Annotated in this window: 15 protein-coding genes and 1 tRNA gene; 11 read left to right on the top strand and 5 right to left on the bottom strand. The window is 72.2% G+C overall.

The window, feature by feature from the left end; genetic code table 11:
• Nucleotides 1-16 precede the first annotated feature (16 nt).
• Together G3I53_RS08270 and glmS are read left to right on the top strand one after the other, a co-directional pair.
• The gene (locus G3I53_RS08270; RefSeq protein WP_164336556.1) at nucleotides 17-274 is read left to right on the top strand and encodes an HU family DNA-binding protein; all 258 of its coding nucleotides are present in this window, start codon (nucleotides 17-19) and stop codon (nucleotides 272-274) included.
• 24 nt (nucleotides 275-298) lie between these two features.
• Nucleotides 299-2,116, top strand: coding sequence for a glutamine--fructose-6-phosphate transaminase (isomerizing) (gene glmS, locus G3I53_RS08265; RefSeq protein WP_164336554.1), 1,818 nt, complete (start codon nucleotides 299-301; stop codon nucleotides 2,114-2,116).
• Between the two features lie 148 nt (nucleotides 2,117-2,264).
• On the opposite strand, the gene G3I53_RS08260 is transcribed toward glmS, so the two are convergent.
• Nucleotides 2,265-2,792, bottom strand: a complete 528-nt coding sequence (locus G3I53_RS08260; protein WP_164336553.1) for a universal stress protein — start codon at nucleotides 2,790-2,792, stop codon at nucleotides 2,265-2,267.
• Nucleotides 2,793-3,131: 339 nt separating this feature from the next.
• On the opposite strand from G3I53_RS08260, the gene G3I53_RS08255 reads away from it, so the two are divergent.
• The 4 genes from G3I53_RS08255 to G3I53_RS08240 all read left to right on the top strand — a co-directional run bounded on the left by G3I53_RS08255 (nucleotide 3,132) and on the right by G3I53_RS08240 (nucleotide 6,103).
• On the top strand, nucleotides 3,132-3,419 hold the full coding sequence (locus G3I53_RS08255) for a hypothetical protein (RefSeq protein WP_164438180.1): 288 nt from the start codon (nucleotides 3,132-3,134) through the stop codon (nucleotides 3,417-3,419).
• A 410-nt stretch (nucleotides 3,420-3,829) separates the two neighbouring features.
• Entirely contained in the window at nucleotides 3,830-5,098 is a 1,269-nt protein-coding gene (locus G3I53_RS08250) for a helix-turn-helix domain-containing protein (RefSeq protein WP_164438179.1), read from the top strand.
• A 214-nt stretch (nucleotides 5,099-5,312) separates the two neighbouring features.
• Nucleotides 5,313-5,915 (top strand): oligoribonuclease, encoded by a 603-nt coding sequence (orn, locus tag G3I53_RS08245; protein WP_164333907.1) that lies wholly within the window; start codon nucleotides 5,313-5,315, stop codon nucleotides 5,913-5,915.
• Between the two features lie 115 nt (nucleotides 5,916-6,030).
• Nucleotides 6,031-6,103, top strand: a tRNA-His gene (locus G3I53_RS08240).
• Nucleotides 6,104-6,151: 48 nt separating this feature from the next.
• Here G3I53_RS08240 and G3I53_RS08235 read toward each other — a convergent pair.
• Entirely contained in the window at nucleotides 6,152-7,207 is a 1,056-nt protein-coding gene (locus tag G3I53_RS08235; protein WP_164333906.1) for a LacI family DNA-binding transcriptional regulator, read from the bottom strand.
• A gap of 355 nt (nucleotides 7,208-7,562) precedes the next feature.
• Here G3I53_RS08235 and G3I53_RS08230 point away from each other — a divergent pair, with 355 nt between their 5' ends.
• From G3I53_RS08230 to G3I53_RS08215, 4 genes are all read left to right on the top strand, one after another.
• The gene (locus G3I53_RS08230; RefSeq protein ID WP_164333905.1) at nucleotides 7,563-8,918 is read left to right on the top strand and encodes an extracellular solute-binding protein; all 1,356 of its coding nucleotides are present in this window, start codon (nucleotides 7,563-7,565) and stop codon (nucleotides 8,916-8,918) included.
• 5 nt (nucleotides 8,919-8,923) lie between these two features.
• Complete coding sequence (locus G3I53_RS08225) at nucleotides 8,924-9,937, top strand: sugar ABC transporter permease (RefSeq protein WP_164333908.1); 1,014 nt, start codon at nucleotides 8,924-8,926, stop codon at nucleotides 9,935-9,937.
• Between the two features lie 12 nt (nucleotides 9,938-9,949).
• Complete coding sequence (locus G3I53_RS08220; RefSeq protein ID WP_164333904.1) at nucleotides 9,950-10,855, top strand: carbohydrate ABC transporter permease; 906 nt, start codon at nucleotides 9,950-9,952, stop codon at nucleotides 10,853-10,855.
• A gap of 169 nt (nucleotides 10,856-11,024) precedes the next feature.
• The gene (locus G3I53_RS08215) at nucleotides 11,025-12,461 is read left to right on the top strand and encodes a GH1 family beta-glucosidase (RefSeq protein WP_164333903.1); all 1,437 of its coding nucleotides are present in this window, start codon (nucleotides 11,025-11,027) and stop codon (nucleotides 12,459-12,461) included.
• Between the two features lie 224 nt (nucleotides 12,462-12,685).
• Here the strand turns inward: G3I53_RS08215 and G3I53_RS08210 are convergent, their stop codons facing one another.
• A complete protein-coding gene (locus G3I53_RS08210) occupies nucleotides 12,686-14,095 on the bottom strand; it encodes a HAMP domain-containing sensor histidine kinase (RefSeq protein WP_164438178.1) in 1,410 nt (469 codons plus the stop codon).
• Nucleotides 14,092-14,826 carry a response regulator transcription factor gene (locus G3I53_RS08205; protein ID WP_164438177.1) on the bottom strand — a complete coding sequence of 245 codons (735 nt, stop codon included), beginning with the start codon at nucleotides 14,824-14,826 and terminating at the stop codon, nucleotides 14,092-14,094. The genes G3I53_RS08210 and G3I53_RS08205 overlap by 4 nt, the downstream gene beginning before the upstream one ends.
• 109 nt (nucleotides 14,827-14,935) lie before the next feature.
• Between G3I53_RS08205 and G3I53_RS08200 the strand changes: the two genes are divergently transcribed.
• Complete coding sequence (locus tag G3I53_RS08200) at nucleotides 14,936-15,496, top strand: hypothetical protein (RefSeq protein WP_164438176.1); 561 nt, start codon at nucleotides 14,936-14,938, stop codon at nucleotides 15,494-15,496.
• Between the two features lie 21 nt (nucleotides 15,497-15,517).
• Here G3I53_RS08200 and G3I53_RS08195 read toward each other — a convergent pair whose 3' ends face one another.
• On the bottom strand, nucleotides 15,518-16,387 hold the full coding sequence (locus tag G3I53_RS08195) for a fused MFS/spermidine synthase (protein WP_164333758.1): 870 nt from the start codon (nucleotides 16,385-16,387) through the stop codon (nucleotides 15,518-15,520).
• Nucleotides 16,388-16,645 lie beyond the last annotated feature (258 nt).

The following is a 16,645-nucleotide window of genomic DNA, read 5'->3' as shown; positions in this document are numbered from 1 at the left end:
ACTTCAGGATCGTCGGGTGCACGACGAACTTGTTGATCATCTGGCGCGGTCCACGCCCCTCAGCCGGGGCGAGGCGCTGCGTGTGGTCCAGGACGTGCTCGCCTACTTCGACGAGACGACCGAGGAGTTCGTCCGTCGCCGCCACCGGGAGCTCCAGGCCCAGGGCCTGGTCAACGCGACGATCTTCGAACGGATCGCCACGGACCTCGGATACCGGGCGGTGTCCCCGCCGGAGCTCTCGCTCCGGCAGCTGCGCCGCATCGTCTACGGCTGACCTCTACGACTAGGAATAACCCATATGTGCGGAATCGTCGGATACATCGGCAGGCGTGAGGTCGCGCCGCTGCTGCTGGAGGGCCTCCAGCGCCTGGAGTACCGGGGCTACGACTCGGCGGGCATCGTCGTCACCTCCCCCAAGACCTCCGGCCTGAAGATGGTCAAAGCCAAGGGCCGGGTGCGCGACCTGGAGGCGAAGGTGCCGGCCCGCTTCAAGGGCACCACCGGCATCGCCCACACCCGCTGGGCCACCCACGGCGCCCCGTCCGACGTCAACGCCCACCCCCACCTGGACGCCGAGGGCAAGGTCGCCGTCGTCCACAACGGCATCATCGACAACGCCGCCGACCTGCGCCGCAAGCTGGAGGCGGACGGGGTCGAGTTCCTCTCGGAGACCGACACCGAGGTCCTCACCCACCTGATCGCCCGCTCGCAGGCCGAGAAGCTGGAGGACAGGGTCCGCGAGACGCTGCGCGTCGTCGAGGGCACCTACGGCATCGCCGTGCTGCACGCCGACTTCCCCGACCGCATCGTGGTGGCCCGCAACGGCTCGCCCGTCGTGCTCGGCATCGGCGAGAAGGAGATGTTCGTCGCCTCCGACATCGCCGCCCTGGTCACCCACACCCGGCAGGTCGTCACCCTCAACGACGGCGAGATGGCCACCCTCACCGCGGACGACTTCCGCACGTACACCACCGAGGGCACCAGCACCACCGCCGAGCCGACCACCGTGGAGTGGGAGGCCGCCTCCTACGACATGGGCGGCCACGACACCTACATGCACAAGGAGATCCACGAGCAGGCCGAGGCCGTGGACCGGGTGCTGCGCGGCCGGATCGAGGACCGCTTCGCCACCGTGCGCCTGGGCGGCCTGAACCTGGACGCCCGCGAGGCCCGCCTGATCCGCCGGGTGAAGATCCTCGGCTGCGGCACCTCGTACCACGCCGGCATGATCGGCGCGCAGATGATCGAGGAGCTGGCCCGCATCCCGGCCGACGCCGAGCCGGCCTCCGAGTTCCGCTACCGCGACGCGGTCGTCGACCCGGACACCCTGTACATCGCCGTCTCCCAGTCCGGTGAGACCTACGACGTGCTGGCGGCGGTGCAGGAGCTGAAGCGCAAGGGCGCGCGGGTGCTCGGCGTGGTCAACGTCGTGGGTTCCGCGATCGCCCGGGAGGCCGACGGCGGCGTGTACGTGCACGCCGGTCCCGAGGTGTGCGTGGTGTCCACCAAGTGCTTCACCAACACCACCGTCGCCTTCGCCCTGCTCGCCCTGCACCTGGGCCGCACCCGTGACCTGTCGGTCCGCGACGGCAAGCGGATCATCGAGGGTCTGCGCAGGCTGCCGGAGCAGATCGACGCGATCATGCGGCAGGAGGGCGAGATCGAGAAGCTGGCCCAGCAGTACGCCGAGGCCCGCTCGATGCTCTTCATCGGCCGGGTGCGGGGCTACCCGGTGGCCCGCGAGGCGTCCCTGAAGCTGAAGGAGGTCTCGTACATCCACGCCGAGGCCTACCCCGCCTCCGAGCTCAAGCACGGCCCGCTCGCCCTGATCGAGCCGGCGCTGCCCACGGTCGCGATCGTGCCGGACGACGACCTGCTGGAGAAGAACCGCGCCGCCATGGAGGAGATCAAGGCCCGCAGCGGCCAGATCCTCGCGGTGGCCCACCAGGAGCAGGAGAAGGCCGACCACACGATCGTGGTGCCGAAGAACGAGGACGAGCTGGACCCCATCCTCATGGGCATCCCGCTGCAACTCCTCGCCTACCACACGGCGCTGGCCCTCGGCCGCGACATCGACAAGCCCCGCAACCTGGCCAAGTCGGTCACGGTCGAGTAGGCCGCCGGGACACGGTCCCCTCGGACACCGGCCCCTGCCCTCAGGGGCGCGGGGTTCTGCGCGGCCGGCCCCCACCCACCCTCAGGGGCCGACGCACGGGAACGGGCCCCCGCGTGGTGCCACACCACGCGGGGGCCCGTCCCTCGGCTCAGGGGATCACGACAACGGGCCGCTGCGCCCGCTTCGCCAGCCTCCCCGCGACAGACCCGAACAACCGCCCCACGAGCCCGTGGGTGGAACCGACGACGATCGCGTCGGCCTCGTACTCCCGCCCCACTTCCTCGAGTTCGTGGCAGATGTCCCCGCCGCGCTCGACCAGGATCCACGGCACCTCGGCGAGATACTCCGCGCAGGCGAGTTCGAGGCCGAGCACCTCGGTGCGGTGGTCCGGGACGTCCACGAAGACCGGCGGCTCGCAGCCCGCCCACACCGTGGTGGGCAGCCGGTTGGCGACGTGGACAATGATCAGGCCGGAGCCCAGCCGCCGGGCCATGCCGATCGCGTAGGCGAGGGCGCGCTCACTGGACGTGGAACCGTCGAAGCCGACGACCACACCGTGCCGGAAGGCGGGGTCGCAGGACTCGCGCGCCTCTTCCGCCGCCAGGGAGTCGGCCGCCGTCGGGTCGGCGACCGGTCGCTTGCGGTCCGCGGGTTCGAAGAATTCGTGACCGGCCATGGCTGTCTCGGCGTTGTGATCCTTTTGAGGGGGACGACAGTGTGCGGCGGAGCTGTGTCCGGGAATCATCTTCCCAACCCCATACCCCCAAGGGTACGGCGGCACGCCTCCTAGGCCCAGATCCCGCCCCCGCCCGGCTGGCGGGTTTCCCGGAGCATGCACGAGGGGGCGCCCGCAACGCAACGGTTGCTGCGTTGTACAGCTGGTTTGCGCAGCATTCAACCAACTGCGTTCGGCCAACCGGTCCGGCCCGCCGCCCGGGCCCCGTCGGGCGGCTCCGAGTGACCGACCGCCCCCTGGTGCGTTGAACCCCGTGAGCCGCACCCCAGGGAGCACACCATGTCCGGACCCGCAGCCCACGGCGCCGTCGAGCACGGGACCGCGGCCGCCCCCGGCGCGGCCGGGGAGCTGGCCCGCTTCTCGGCCCTCGGCTGCGCCCTGACCTCGGCCGTCCTGCTGGTGTGCGGCTTCTCCCCGGCGGGTGCGGTGGGCGCCGGGGCCGGCCTGGCGGCCGTCGCGGCCGCCGGGATCCTGCTGATCCGCCGCTCCGAGCGGGTGGCCACCGGGGGCGCGTCCGGACACCGCGGCCGGCGTCACCGCCACGGGAGCGGCGCGCACCGGGGCTGACGTCCGCGCGGCGTGGAATCACCGGTCGGCTGACCGGTTTCCGCGCACGCACCCGTATCTTTTCAGCCAACTTCCGGTTCCCGTGCATCTCCTGTCCTGACCACCCCCCAACCCCCGTTCGACCTGCACGGAAAGGGTCTCGGGGGGAGCGCGCACCCTACGGGGATTGGCCACTGCGACGAGGCGCACTTCCCGACACCCTCCCCGAGTGCAACGCTTCGTGATCGAATGCTTCACGCCAAGTTGCCAAGTCGACAATGTGCCGGGTGCCGAACTGGCCACCGGTGCACGACGGGACACAGTAGATTCGATCTTGACTGTCTACGGCGGGGGACTCGTGCAGGACCGAGGGGAAACGTGCAGGAGCGACACAACCGAGGAGCCGCGACCACCGAGGGGGGCTTAGCAGTATGAGCCACGACTCCACTGCCACGCCGGACACGGCCCGGAAACTGGCCGGGCGCCGCCGCAAGGAGATCGTCGCGGTGCTGCTGTTCAGCGGCGGCCCCATCTTCGAGAGTTCCATACCGCTGTCGGTGTTCGGGGTTGACCGCCAGGACGCCGGCGTACCGCGCTACCGCCTGTTGGTGTGCGGGGGCGAGGACGGCCCGCTGCGGACCACAGGGGGCCTGGAACTCACCGCGCCACATGGCCTGGAGGCGATCTCCCGGGCGGGCACCGTCGTGGTGCCGGCCTGGCGTTCGATCACCTCACCACCGCCCGACGCGGCGCTCGACGCGCTGCGCCGGGCCCACGAGGAGGGCGCCCGGATCGTCGGGCTGTGCACCGGCGCCTTCGTCCTCGCGGCGGCGGGCCTGCTGGACAGCAGGCCCGCGACCACCCACTGGATGTACGCGCCGACGCTCGCGAAACGCTATCCGTCGGTGCACGTCGATCCGCGGGAACTCTTCGTCGACGACGGCGACGTGCTGACGTCGGCGGGCACCGCGGCCGGCATCGACCTGTGCCTGCACATCGTGCGCACGGACCACGGCAACGAGGCGGCCGGGGCCCTGGCCCGCCGCCTGGTGGTCCCGCCGCGCAGGACCGGCGGTCAGGAGCGCTACCTCGACAGGTCTTTACCCGAGGAGATCGGCGCCGACCCACTCGCCGAGGTCGTCGCCTGGGCGCTGGAGCACCTCCACGAGCAGTTCGACGTGGAGACGCTGGCGGCCCGCGCGTACATGAGCCGTCGTACGTTCGACCGCCGTTTCCGCTCCCTGACCGGGAGCGCGCCGCTGCAGTGGCTGATCACCCAGCGGGTGCTGCAGGCGCAGCGCCTGCTGGAGACGTCGGACTACTCGGTGGACGAGGTCGCCGGCCGCTGCGGCTTCCGCTCGCCGGTGGCGCTGCGCGGTCACTTCCGGCGCCAGCTGGGTTCCTCCCCGGCGGCCTACAGGGCCGCCTACCGGGCCCGGCGGCCGCAGGCCGAGCGGAACCAGGTCGTCGACGACGGCCCGCACACCCAGGGCGGATACCCGCCCGGGCAGGCGGGCCACCCGGGCCACCATCCGGGCCAGCCGGCACCCGCCGGCCTGCACCCGGACGGCTCGGTCCCGCACCAGTCCCGGCGCGCGGCGGCCGCCGGCGCTCTGGGCCTGGCGGCCTCGGCGGAGGGCGGCCGGGAGGCGTACGTCCCCACCCGGGCGAGCGTCCCCGGGCAGCGGAGCGCGACGTGACGTAAGGGGTCGGCACCCCGACGCGGAAGGGGCCGGAGGCATCGCCTCCGGCCCCTTCCGCCGTCCGGCGCGGGCTGCCCGGCCGAGCGGTGATCACCACGGGTGAGGGGGACGCGCCGGTGCGCCACCGGGCCGCGCCGACGGCGCCCGCTCCCGACGGGCGAGGCCGAACCGCACGGTTCCCGGAGCCACCGCTGCCCGTAGGGTTGGGCACATGAACGATCGCATGGTGTGGATCGACTGCGAGATGACCGGCCTCTCGCTGTCGGACGACGCGCTCATCGAGGTGGCCGCCCTCGTCACCGACTCCGAACTGAACGTCCTCGGTGAGGGCGTCGACATCGTCATCCGCCCGCCGGACCGGGCCCTGGAGACGATGCCGGAGGTGGTGCGCGCGATGCACACCGCGTCCGGCCTGCTCGAGGAGCTGCCGGGCGGCACGACCCTGGAGGACGCCGAGGAGCAGGTCCTCGCGTACATCCGGGAACACGTCAAGGAACCCGGCAAGGCACCGCTGTGCGGCAACTCCGTGGGCACCGACCGGGGGTTCCTGCTGCGCGACATGCCGACGCTGGAGGACTACCTGCACTACCGCATCGTCGACGTGTCCAGCATCAAGGAGCTGGCCCGCCGCTGGTACCCGAGGGCGTACTTCAACAGCCCCGAGAAGAACGGCAACCACCGCGCCCTCGCCGACATCCGCGAGTCCATCGCGGAACTGCGCTACTACCGCGAGGCCGTGTTCGTCCCCCAGCCCGGCCCCGACTCGGAGACCGCGCGGAAGATCGCGGCGAAGCACGTCCTGGCTGCTCAGTAGCGTGTGAGGGGCGTTACCCGCCCCCGGCGCAAACCCTGGCGCGAGCACCCCTGAAGACCCTGTAGACTCTTTCTCGGCCGGTCGGGAAGGACACCACTTCCGACCGACAGCCGTGGTGGGTGTAGCTCAGCTGGTAGAGCACCTGGTTGTGGTCCAGGATGTCGCGGGTTCAAGTCCCGTCACTCACCCTGAGTCTTCAGCCGGTGACTTCGACGAAGTCACCGGCTGAAGCCGTTTCAGGAGGACGCCCGCGGCACCAGTTCCGTGGCGAGCACCACATGGCGCGGCTCCATCCGGCGGGAGACGGCCGGACGCCGGTCGGCGATCTCGGCCAGCAGAAGATCGATCATGGCCCGCCCCATCTCCTCGATGGGCTGGCGCACACTGGTGAGCGGCGGGTGCAGATGGCGGGCGATGGCGGAGTCGTCGTAGCCGACCAGGGCCACGTCGTCCGGGATCCGGCGGCCCGCCTCGCGCAGGGTCTGGCTGGCGCCCGCCGCGGTCACGTCCGAGGCCGCGAACACCGCGTCCAGATCGGGGCGGCGCTCCAGCAGGGCCGCCATCGCGCGCCGGCCGCCGTCCTCGGAGAAGTCGCCCGGCTCCACCAGCAGATCGTCCAGCGGATGGCCCGCCTCGCGCAGCGCGTCGCGGTAGCCGTCGATGCGGCGCTGGGCGCCGTACACGTCGAGGCGGCCGGTGATGTGGGCTATGGTCCGCCGGCCCCGGCCGATCAGGTGCTCCACGGCCTGCCGGGCGCCGCCGTAGTTGTCCGAGTCCACCGAGGTCAGCGTCTCGGTGGCGGAGCGCGGGCCGCTGATCACCGCCGGGATCTCCAGCTGGGCCAGCATGTCCGGCAGCGGGTCGTCGGCGTGCACCGACACCAGCAGCACCCCGTCGACCCGGTGGGCGGCCAGGTACTGGGCGAGGCGCTGCCGCTCCCGGTCACTGCCCGCGAAGATCAGCAGCAGCTGCATCTCGGTGTCCGCGAGGGCCGCGCCCACCCCGCGCAGCATGTCGGAGAAGTACGGCTCGGCGAAGAAACGCGTCTCCGGCTCGGGCACCACCAGCGCGATCGCGTCGGTGCGGTTGGCGGCCAGCGCCCGGGCCGCGGTGTTCGGCACGTACCCCAGCTCGGCGACGGCCGCCTCGACGGCGGCGCGGGTGGCGTCGCTGACCCGGGGCGAGCCGTTGATCACCCGGGACACCGTGCCCCGGCCGACACCGGCGCGCGCCGCCACCTCTTCGAGGGTGGGCCGGCCGCCGCTACGGCCCCGCGCTCCGTGGCTTGCCATCGGGCCCCGCCTTCCGTCGAATGTCTCCCCGGCCTGGAATCTAACAGCCCCGTAGGCGGCCGCAGCCGCACCGTGACCGCCGCGGGAAGGGCCCCCGCCGGGCCTCGGGTTGGCCGACAGCGCCCCGGACCGCTTCAGTTAACAGCCCGATAACTGAACGCTTTTTGCCGTGTCTGCTCCCTTGACACCCCCGTCCCGAGCCGGGACTCTTCAACACATCACTTGTGGGAGCGCTCCCACAGTACCTGACACATACACAACCCGCACGTTCCCCGCCCGAGCCGCAGCACGCAACAACGGGACCGACAACGCCGTTGGCCGGGGGGTCGGCACGTCAGGGCAACAGGAGGACGCAATGCGAGCACGTACCCTCCCCCACACTCGGCTGCGCTCGAGCGGGGGCAGGCCCATGGTCCGCCGGGCCGTGGCCGTCGCGGCCGTGGTGTCGCTCGGCACCGGGCTGCTGGCCGGCTGTGCCGACGACGGCGGAGACGACGACTCCGGCTCCTCGTCGGGCAAGGGCAAGACCACGATCACCCTGGGCCTGTTCGGCACCATGGGCTTCAAGGAAGCCGGTCTCTACGCCGAGTACGAGAAGCAGAACCCCGGCATCAAGATCGCGGAGAACGTGATCGAGCGGAACGAGAACTACTACCCCGCCCTGCTCAACCACCTCACCACCAACAGCGGTCTGCAGGACGTCCAGGCCGTCGAGGTCGGCAACATCGCGGAGATCGTCGCCACCCAGGCCGACAAGCTGGAGGACCTCTCCAAGGCGCCCGGCGTGAAGAAGGCCGACTGGCTCGAGTGGAAGTGGGAGCAGGCCACCACCAAGGACGGCGCGACCATCGGCCTCGGCACCGACATCGGCCCGATGGCGATCTGCTACCGCAAGGACCTCTTCGAGAAGGCCGGCCTGCCCACCGACCGCGAGGAGGTCGGCAAGCTGTGGGCCGGCGACTGGGCGAAGCTGGTCGAGGTCGGCGAGGACTACAAGAAGAAGGCGCCCAAGGGCACCACCTTCATGGACTCCCCCGGCGGCCTGCTCAACGCCATCCTCAGCAGTGAGGAGGAGCGCTTCTACGACAAGTCCGGCGAGATCGTCTACAAGACCAACCCGGCCGTGAAGAACGCCTTCGACCTGACCGCGAAGGCCGCCGAGGACGGACTGGTCGGCGCGCAGACGCAGTTCCAGCCCGCCTGGGACCAGACGATCGCCAACAACAAGTTCGCCGCGATCTCCTGCCCGCCCTGGATGCTCGGCTACATCAAGGGCAAGTCGCAGCCCGACGCCGCCGGCAAGTGGGACGTCGCCGTGGCGCCCAAGTCCGGCAACTGGGGCGGCTCCTTCCTGACCGTGCCCAAGAGCGGCAAGAACGTCGACGAGGCCAAGAAGCTGGTCGCCTGGCTGACCGCCCCCGAGCAGCAGGCCAAGCTGTTCGAGGTGCAGGGCAGCTTCCCGAGCGCGCAGAGCGCCTACGACAGCCCCGCGGTCACCGGCGCCAAGAACGACATGACCGGCGACGCCCCCATCGGTGAGATCTTCGCCGAGGCCGCGAAGCAGATCCCGGTCCAGGTCATCGGCCCGAAGGACCAGATCATCGGCCAGGGTCTGGGCGACAACGGCGTCATCCTGGTCACCAAGGGCAAGTCCGCCGAGGAGGCCTGGGAGACGGCCACCAAGACCATCGACAACAACCTGGACAAGTGACCCGCATGGCCACCCGCTCCGACACCGCCGCGTCCCCCGTCAAGGGGGGCGCGGCCCCGGGCCGTCCCCGCAAGGGCCCCGCCCCGGCGGACAAGGAACAGCGGCGCCGCGACCGGCTCTCGCGGCGCTGGCAGCGCGACCGGCGCTGGAGCCCGTACGCGTTCGTCGCGCCGTTCTTCCTGCTGTTCGCCGCCTTCGGCCTGTTCCCGCTGATCTACACCGGCTGGGCCTCGCTGCACCAGGTGGAGCTGACCGCCCCCACCGACATGAACTGGGTGGGGCTGCGCAACTACACCCGGATCTTCGACGACGACTTCTTCTGGAACGCGGCGCGGAACACGCTGACCATCGGCATCATCTCCACCGTTCCGCAGCTGATGATGGCCATGGGCATCGCCCACATCCTCAACTACAAGCTGCGCGCCTCGACCTTCTACCGGGTCGCGATGCTCGCGCCGTACGCCACCTCGATCGCCGCCGCCTCCCTGGTGTTCGTGCTGCTCTTCGGGCGCGACTACGGCATGATCAACTGGGGGCTCGACCTCGTCGGGATCGACCCGGTCGACTGGCAGGGCGACAAGTGGCCCTCCCAGTTCGCCGTCTCCACGATCATCATCTGGCGCTGGACCGGCTACAACGCGCTGATCTACCTGGCCGCGATGCAGGCCATCCCGCAGGACCTGTACGAGTCGGCGGCCCTGGACGGCGCCAACCGCTGGCAGCAGTTCCTCCACGTCACGCTGCCCTCGCTGCGCCCGACGATCCTCTTCACCGTCGTGGTCTCCACGATCGGTGCCAGCCAGGTCTTCGGCGAGCCGCTGCTGTTCGACGCCAACAAGGGCGCGTCCGGCGGCGCGGAGCACCAGTTCCAGACGCTCGGCCTGTACCTGTACGAGCAGGGCTGGGTGAACCAGCACCTGGGCCGGGCCTCGGCGATCGCCTGGACGATGTTCGCGATCCTGATCGTCGTCGGCATCATCAACTACGTCATCTCGCGCCGGCTGCGCGCCAGCAGTTAAGGAGGTGTGGCCGTGACGACGACTGTGACGCCCCCCGAGACCTCACCCGCCAAGGAGCAGAAGCGCTCGCGCCTGCCGAAGTCCGCCCGCGCGGGCGGCACGCTGCACGGCGGTCCGATCGCCTACGCGATCCTGGTCGTGTTCACCCTGGTGTCGCTGTTCCCGCTGGTGTGGACCGCGATCGCCGCCTCCCGGGACAACCAGCGGCTGGCGCAGACCCCGCCGCCGTTCTGGTTCGGCTCCAACCTGTTCAAGAACCTGGAGATCGCCTGGACCGAGGCCAACCTGGGTGAGGCCTTCCTCAACACCACGATCGTGGCGGGCATCTCGGCGGTGACCATCGTCGTGCTGTCGACGATCGCCGGGTTCGCCTTCGCCAAGCTGCGCTTCCGGGGCCGGGGCGCGCTGATGCTGGTCGTCATCGGCACCATGATGGTGCCGCCGCAGCTCAGCATCATCCCGCTGTACATGATGGTGGCGAAGCTGGACTGGACCGACCAGTTGCAGGCGGTCATCTTCCCGTCGATGGTGAGCGCCTTCGGGGTGTTCTTCATGCGGCAGTACCTGATCCAGGCACTGCCCGACGAGATCATCGAGGCGGCCCGGGTGGACGGCGCGAGCAGCTGGCGCGTGGTGTGGCACGTGGTCTTCCCGGCCGCGCGGCCCGCGATGGCGGTGCTCGGCATGCTGATGTTCGTGCAGACGTGGAACGACTTCCTGTGGCCGTTCCTGGTGCTGACCCAGCACGGCAACCCGACCGTGCAGGTCGCGGTGGCGGCACTCGGCCGCGGCTACACCCCGGACCAGTCCCTGATCATGGCCGGTGCGCTGCTGGGCACGCTGCCGCTGCTGATCGTGTTCGCCATCTTCGGCAAGCAGATCGTGGGCGGCATCATGCAGGGTGCCGTGAAGGGCTGACGCCCCCGGCCGCCCGGCCGGCCCGTCCCCGTCCCGGGCAGCCCGTCGCCGGCCGACGCCCCTTCTTCCGTCCTCCCGTCCGACGCCCGTCCTGTACGGCCCTGCCCGTCCTTCCTCCTCCTCGTCCGCTGACTCGTCGGTCCTCAACGACCACAATGGGAGCGCTTCCATGCCTGACTCCGCAACGCCGGTGACCCCGGTTGCCTTTCCTTCCGTCTTCCTCTGGGGCGCGGCGACCTCCGCGTACCAGATCGAGGGTGCGGTGCGGGAGGACGGACGGACCCCGTCCATCTGGGACACCTTCAGCCACACCCCGGGCCGGACGGCCGGCGGGGACACCGGTGACATAGCCGTCGACCACTACCACCGCTACCGCGAGGACGTCGCGCTGATGGCGGAGCTGGGGCTGACCGCCTACCGCTTCTCCGTCTCCTGGCCCCGGGTGCAGCCGACCGGGCGCGGCCCCGCCGTGCAGCGCGGCCTGGACTTCTACCGCCGGCTGGTCGACGAACTGCTCGAGCACGACATCGCCCCGGCCGTCACCCTCTACCACTGGGACCTCCCGCAGGAGCTGGAGGACGCGGGCGGCTGGCCCGAGCGCGACACCGCCTACCGGTTCGCCGAGTACGCGCAGATCGTCGGCGAGGCGCTCGGTGACCGGGTGGAGCAGTGGATCACCCTCAACGAGCCGTGGTGCAGCGCCTTCCTCGGCTACGCCTCCGGGGTGCACGCGCCCGGCCGCACGGACCCCGCGGCCTCGCTGCGGGCCGCCCACCACCTCAACCTCGCGCACGGCCTGGGCACCAAGGCCCTGCGCGAGGTGATGCCGGCCCGCAACTCGATCGCGATCAGCCTCAACTCCGCCGCCGTCCGGCCGCTGACCCAGCGGCCCGCGGACCTGGCGGCGGCCCGGAAGATCGACGACCTGGCCAGCGGTATCTTCCACGGCCCGATCCTGCACGGCGCCTACCCGGAGACGCTGCTGGAGGCGACGTCGTCCCTCACCGACTGGTCGTGCATCGAGGACGGCGACCTGGACACGATCCACCAGCCGCTGGACGCCCTGTGCCTCAACTACTACACGCCGACCCTGGTGTCGGCGGCGGACCCGTCCGCGCCCGCCCCGCGCGCCGACGGGCACGGCGAGAGCGAGCACTCGCCCTGGCCGGGCACCGACGACGTGACGTTCCACCAGCCGCCGGGCGAGCGCACGGAGATGGGCTGGTCCGTCGACCCGACCGGGCTGCACGAGCTGATCATGCGGTACACGCGTGAGGCCCCCGGCCTGCCGCTGTACATCAGCGAGAACGGCGCCGCCTACGACGACAAGCCCGAGGCGGACGGCACGGTGCACGACCCGGAGCGGGTGGCGTATCTGCACGGCCACCTGACCGCGGTCCACCGGGCCCTCGCGGACGGCGCGGATGTGCGGGGCTACTACCTGTGGTCGCTGCTGGACAACTTCGAGTGGGCGTACGGCTACGAGAAGCGCTTCGGCGCGGTGTACGTCGACTACGCGACCCAGCAGCGCACCCCGAAGTCCAGCGCGCTCTGGTACGGGCGCGCGGCCCGGACGGGTGTGCTGCCGGACCCGGAGCAGTTCTGACCCTTCCGGGACGGGGGGCGTGGGGGTGCGGTGCCCTAGGGGAGTGCCGCACCCCCGTGTGCTGTCCACGGCCCCCGGCGTGTGCTGTCCACGGCCCCCGGCGTGCTCTCCGCGGTCCGTCTTCCTGCCGGGCGGGCCGGCGACGACGGCGGGCCGGGAGCGATATCCAGGAACGGGCCGCATTCGTGGCCCCCTGACGGCCTCGGGTGAACGGTCCCTGCCCCTCAGACCGGGGTTCGGGCGCGCTTGAGGGAGGGCAGCAGCCGGCCGGGGCCGCGGCGGCGCACGCCGCCCCGGTGGCCGCGCCGCCGGGGTGCCGCCTCGCGTCCGTCGAGCTGGATCCAGATGCGCACCTCGGTCCCGCCGAGCACCGAGGAACCGATGCGGACGTCCCCGCCGGTCGACTCCGCGAGGCGGCGCACGATGTCCAGGCCGAGCCCCGTGGAGCCGTCGCTGCCCGAGCCGCGGCCCCGGGCGATCGCCGCCTCGGGGTCGGGTATGCCGGGGCCCGCGTCGGAGACCAGTACGATCACGGCGTCCTCCCCGTTGTGCAGGTCGACGGCGAAGGCGGTGCCCTCCGCGGTGTGCCGGAAGACGTTGCCGAGCAGGGCGTCGAGGGCGGCGGCGAGGTCGGCGCGGGCGACGGGGATGCGGACCGGCCGGTCGGCGCCGGCGACCCGCCACTTGCGGCCCTCGTCCTCGGCGAGGGCGGACCAGAAGGCCATCCGTTCCCGGACCACCTCGGCGGCGTCGCAGCCCGCGCCCGGTCCGGCCGCCGCGGTCTGCGGTTTGGCGTCGCGGGCCGTGCGGATGATGGTGTCCACCTCGCGCTCCAGCTGCTCGACCGCGGCACGGGTCTGCTCGGCGGCGGGGCCCTCGCCCAGGGAGGCGGCGTTGAGCCGCAGCACGGTCAGCGGGGTGCGCAGCCGGTGGGACAGATCGGCCGCCAGCTCCCTCTCGTTGGCGAGGAGCTGGACGACCTGGTCGGCCATGGAGTTGAACGCGACGGCGGCCAGCCGCAGTTCGGTCGGCCCCTCCTCGGGGACCCGCGCACCCAGCTTGCCCTCCCCCAGTTCGTGCGCGCCCTCCACCAGCCGCTGGGCGGGCCGCACCATCCGGACGCCGAGCCGGTCGGCGACGGCCACCGAGCCCAGGATCAGGGCGACGCCGACGCCCGCCAGCACGGCCCAGGCGGTGGCCACCCCGTTGGTGACCTCGGACTCGGCCACGTACACCTCGACCACGGCGATCTCGCCGGAGCTGAGGGCGACCGGCTGGAGCAGCGCGGACCCGCCGGTCACCGTGGTGGTGGAGGCCCGGCCCAGTTTCCGCACGGCGGCTATGTCCTCGGCGGCGGCGCGCTGCCGCCCGATGTGGAGGGCCTCCTCGTCGCCGCCGAGGGGCACGTGGACGGCCATCGCGGCGTCCGAACCGGCGGAGGCGACGACCCGTTCGAGCTGGTCGCGGTCGGTGGTGATGGACAGGGCCGGGGCGACGGCGGCGGCCTCCCGCTCGGCCCGGGAGAAGGCACGGTCGCTGGCCAGTTCCCGGATGACCAGGCCGAGGGGTACGGCGAAGGCGAGGACGACCATCGTGGTCACCGCCAGCGACACCTTCACCAGGGCCCATCTCATCGCGGTGGCTCCGCTCCGGGGGTGCCGTCCGACGGCCGTGCGGCGGCGGGCGGTTCCAGCTTCACGCCGACCCCGCGCAGGGTGTGCAGGTAGCGCGGCCGGGCCGCGGTCTCCCCCAGCTTCCGTCGCAGCCAGGACAGGTGGACGTCGATCGTCTGGTCGTCGCCGTAGGACTGCTGCCACACCTCCGCGAGCAGCTCTTTGCGGGGGACGACGACGCCGGGCCGGCCGGCGAGGAAGGCGAGCAGGTCGAACTCACGCCGCGTCAGGTCCAGGGGTGCGCCGTCCAGTTCGGCCTGGCGGCGCAGCGGGTCGACGGTCAGCCCGCCGACGCTGATCACCGTGGACGACGGGGCCTGGCCGCCGGTGGCGCGGGCCCGGCGCAGTACCGCCGCCATCCGGGCGGAGAGGTGTTCCACGGAGAAGGGTTTGGTGAGGTAGTCGTCCGCCCCGGCGTTCAACAGCCGCACGATCTCCGACTCGTCGTCCCGGGCGGTGGCGACGATGACCGGCACGTCCGTGATCCCGCGCAGCATCTTCAGGGCCTCGGAGCCGTCCAGATCGGGCAGCCCGAGGTCCAGGACGACCACGTCGAAGCGGAAATGGGCGACCTCGCGCAGCGCCTCCAGCGCCGTCCCGACACTGCGCACGAGGTGTGCGGCGTCGGTCAGGTGCCGGATCAGCGCCGAGCGTACGAACTGGTCGTCCTCGACCACGAGAACACTTGCCATGGGCGGCACCGTACGCCATGCGGGTGGGCCCGGTGGGGGCCTGTGGACAACTCCGGAACCGTCCACAGGCGGGACACCCGTGGGGCGGGTGAGGCAGTATGGGCCGACGATGCGCAGAGGACTCGTACACGTACTGGCCTGGCTGCTCGCCACGGGCGCGGCGGTCACGCTGTCGTGGTGGGGTGTCCACACGGTGATGGCGGGCACGGTCTACGACCCGCCGCGCGCGCTGCCCGTGGCGGCGGCGGACGACGCCACCGAGGAGTCGAAGCCGGTGTCGTCCTCCACCCGTCGGCCGTCCGACGCGAAGAGCCCCGAGCGGCCCGACGAGAGTGAACCGGACGGCGGGAAGCCGTCGTCGGCGCCCGGCCCGTCGTCCCCGCCGCCCTCGCGGCGCCCCGGCCCCACCACCGCGCCGTCCGGCGGCGACCCGGCGCCGGCCACGTCCGGCCGGGTCAGGAGCTACGACACCGAGGGCGGCCGGGCGGTGTTCGACCTGGGCCCCGCCTCGGCGTCCCTGGTGTCGGCGACGCCCGGGTCGGGCTGGTCGATGCAGGTGTGGAAGACGGAGTCGTGGATCCGGGTGGAGTTCAGCTCGGGCGCGGACCGGGTGTCGGTGTTCTGCACCTGGCACGACGGTCCGCCGCGCGTGGAGATCGGCACCTACTGACCGCCGGCCCGCGCCCGCCGCTCAGCGGAACACGGACGCGGGCGGGGCGGGCGAGGCGACGGCCGCCAGATCGGTCACGGCGCGCGCCCCGCCGGTGAGGTCGGTGAGTTCCCTGCCGTGCAGGACCCGGGCGGGGTGCGGGTCTGAGGCGGCACGGCGGGTGAGTTCGGCGATCGGCAGCGGCGCGTCGGAGGCGACGAGGACGGCGTTGCCGAAGCGTTTGCCGCGCAGCACGGCGGGGTCCGCGATGAGGGCGAGTTCGGCGAACCGGGCGGCGGCGGTGGCGATCTGGCCGCGCAGATGGGTCAGCGGCGGCCCGTCGGCGAGGTTCACGGCGTAGGTCCCGCCGGGGGCGAGGGCGCGGCGGACGTCGTCGAGGAACTCGGTCGAGGTGAGGTGGGCGGGTGTGCGGGTCCCGCTGAAGACGTCGGTGACGACGAGCCCGGCCCAGCCGTCGGGCACCTTGGCGAGCCCTTCCCGGGCGTCCACCGACCGCACCCGGATGCGGGCCTTGGGGTCCAGCGGCAGCTCCCTGCGCACCAGCCGCACCAGGGCGGCGTCCCGTTCGACGACCTGCTGGGTGGACCGCGGCCGGGTCGCGGCGACGTACCGGGCGAGGGTGAAGGCGCCGCCCCCGAGGTGCACGGCGTGCAGGGGCTTGCCGGGCGGGGCCACGAGGTCGACGACGTGGCCGAAGCGGCGCTGGTACTCGAAGGAGAGGTGCCGCGGGTCGTCCGGGTCGACGTGCGACTGCGGGGCGCCGTCGATCAGCAGCGTCCGGGCCCGGGGCCGCTCCCGGTCGGGCAGGAGCTGGGCGAGCCCGCCGTCGACGCTCTCGGTGACGGCCTCGGCCGCCGCCTGCCGCCGCCCGGGGTTCCTGGACTTTCCCATTCCCGCATTGTCCCAAGCCGCCCGGCGGCCCGCCCGGCAGGTCCGCCCCGTGGCACCGGGCGGGCCGACCGCGACGGTGGGCCGTCGCCACCCGGCCCGTATACGGAACCCACCCGGCCCGCATACGGAAGCCACCCGGGCCGCGCGTGGGCCGGCCGCGTGACCGGTTGCCGGCGGGGTTCGACGGGACGGGTTCGTCGGCTGTGCCGGGCCGGCGTTCTCGCTGCCGGCGGCTCGGTGGGGGCCGGTGCGGGCCGG

The sequence above is a fragment of the Streptomyces sp. SID14436 genome (genome assembly GCF_010548465.1).
Classification (GTDB): Bacteria; Actinomycetota; Actinomycetes; order Streptomycetales; family Streptomycetaceae; genus Streptomyces.
Note: the sequence above shows the minus strand (reverse complement) of the source record. Positions and strands in the feature narration are given on the sequence as shown.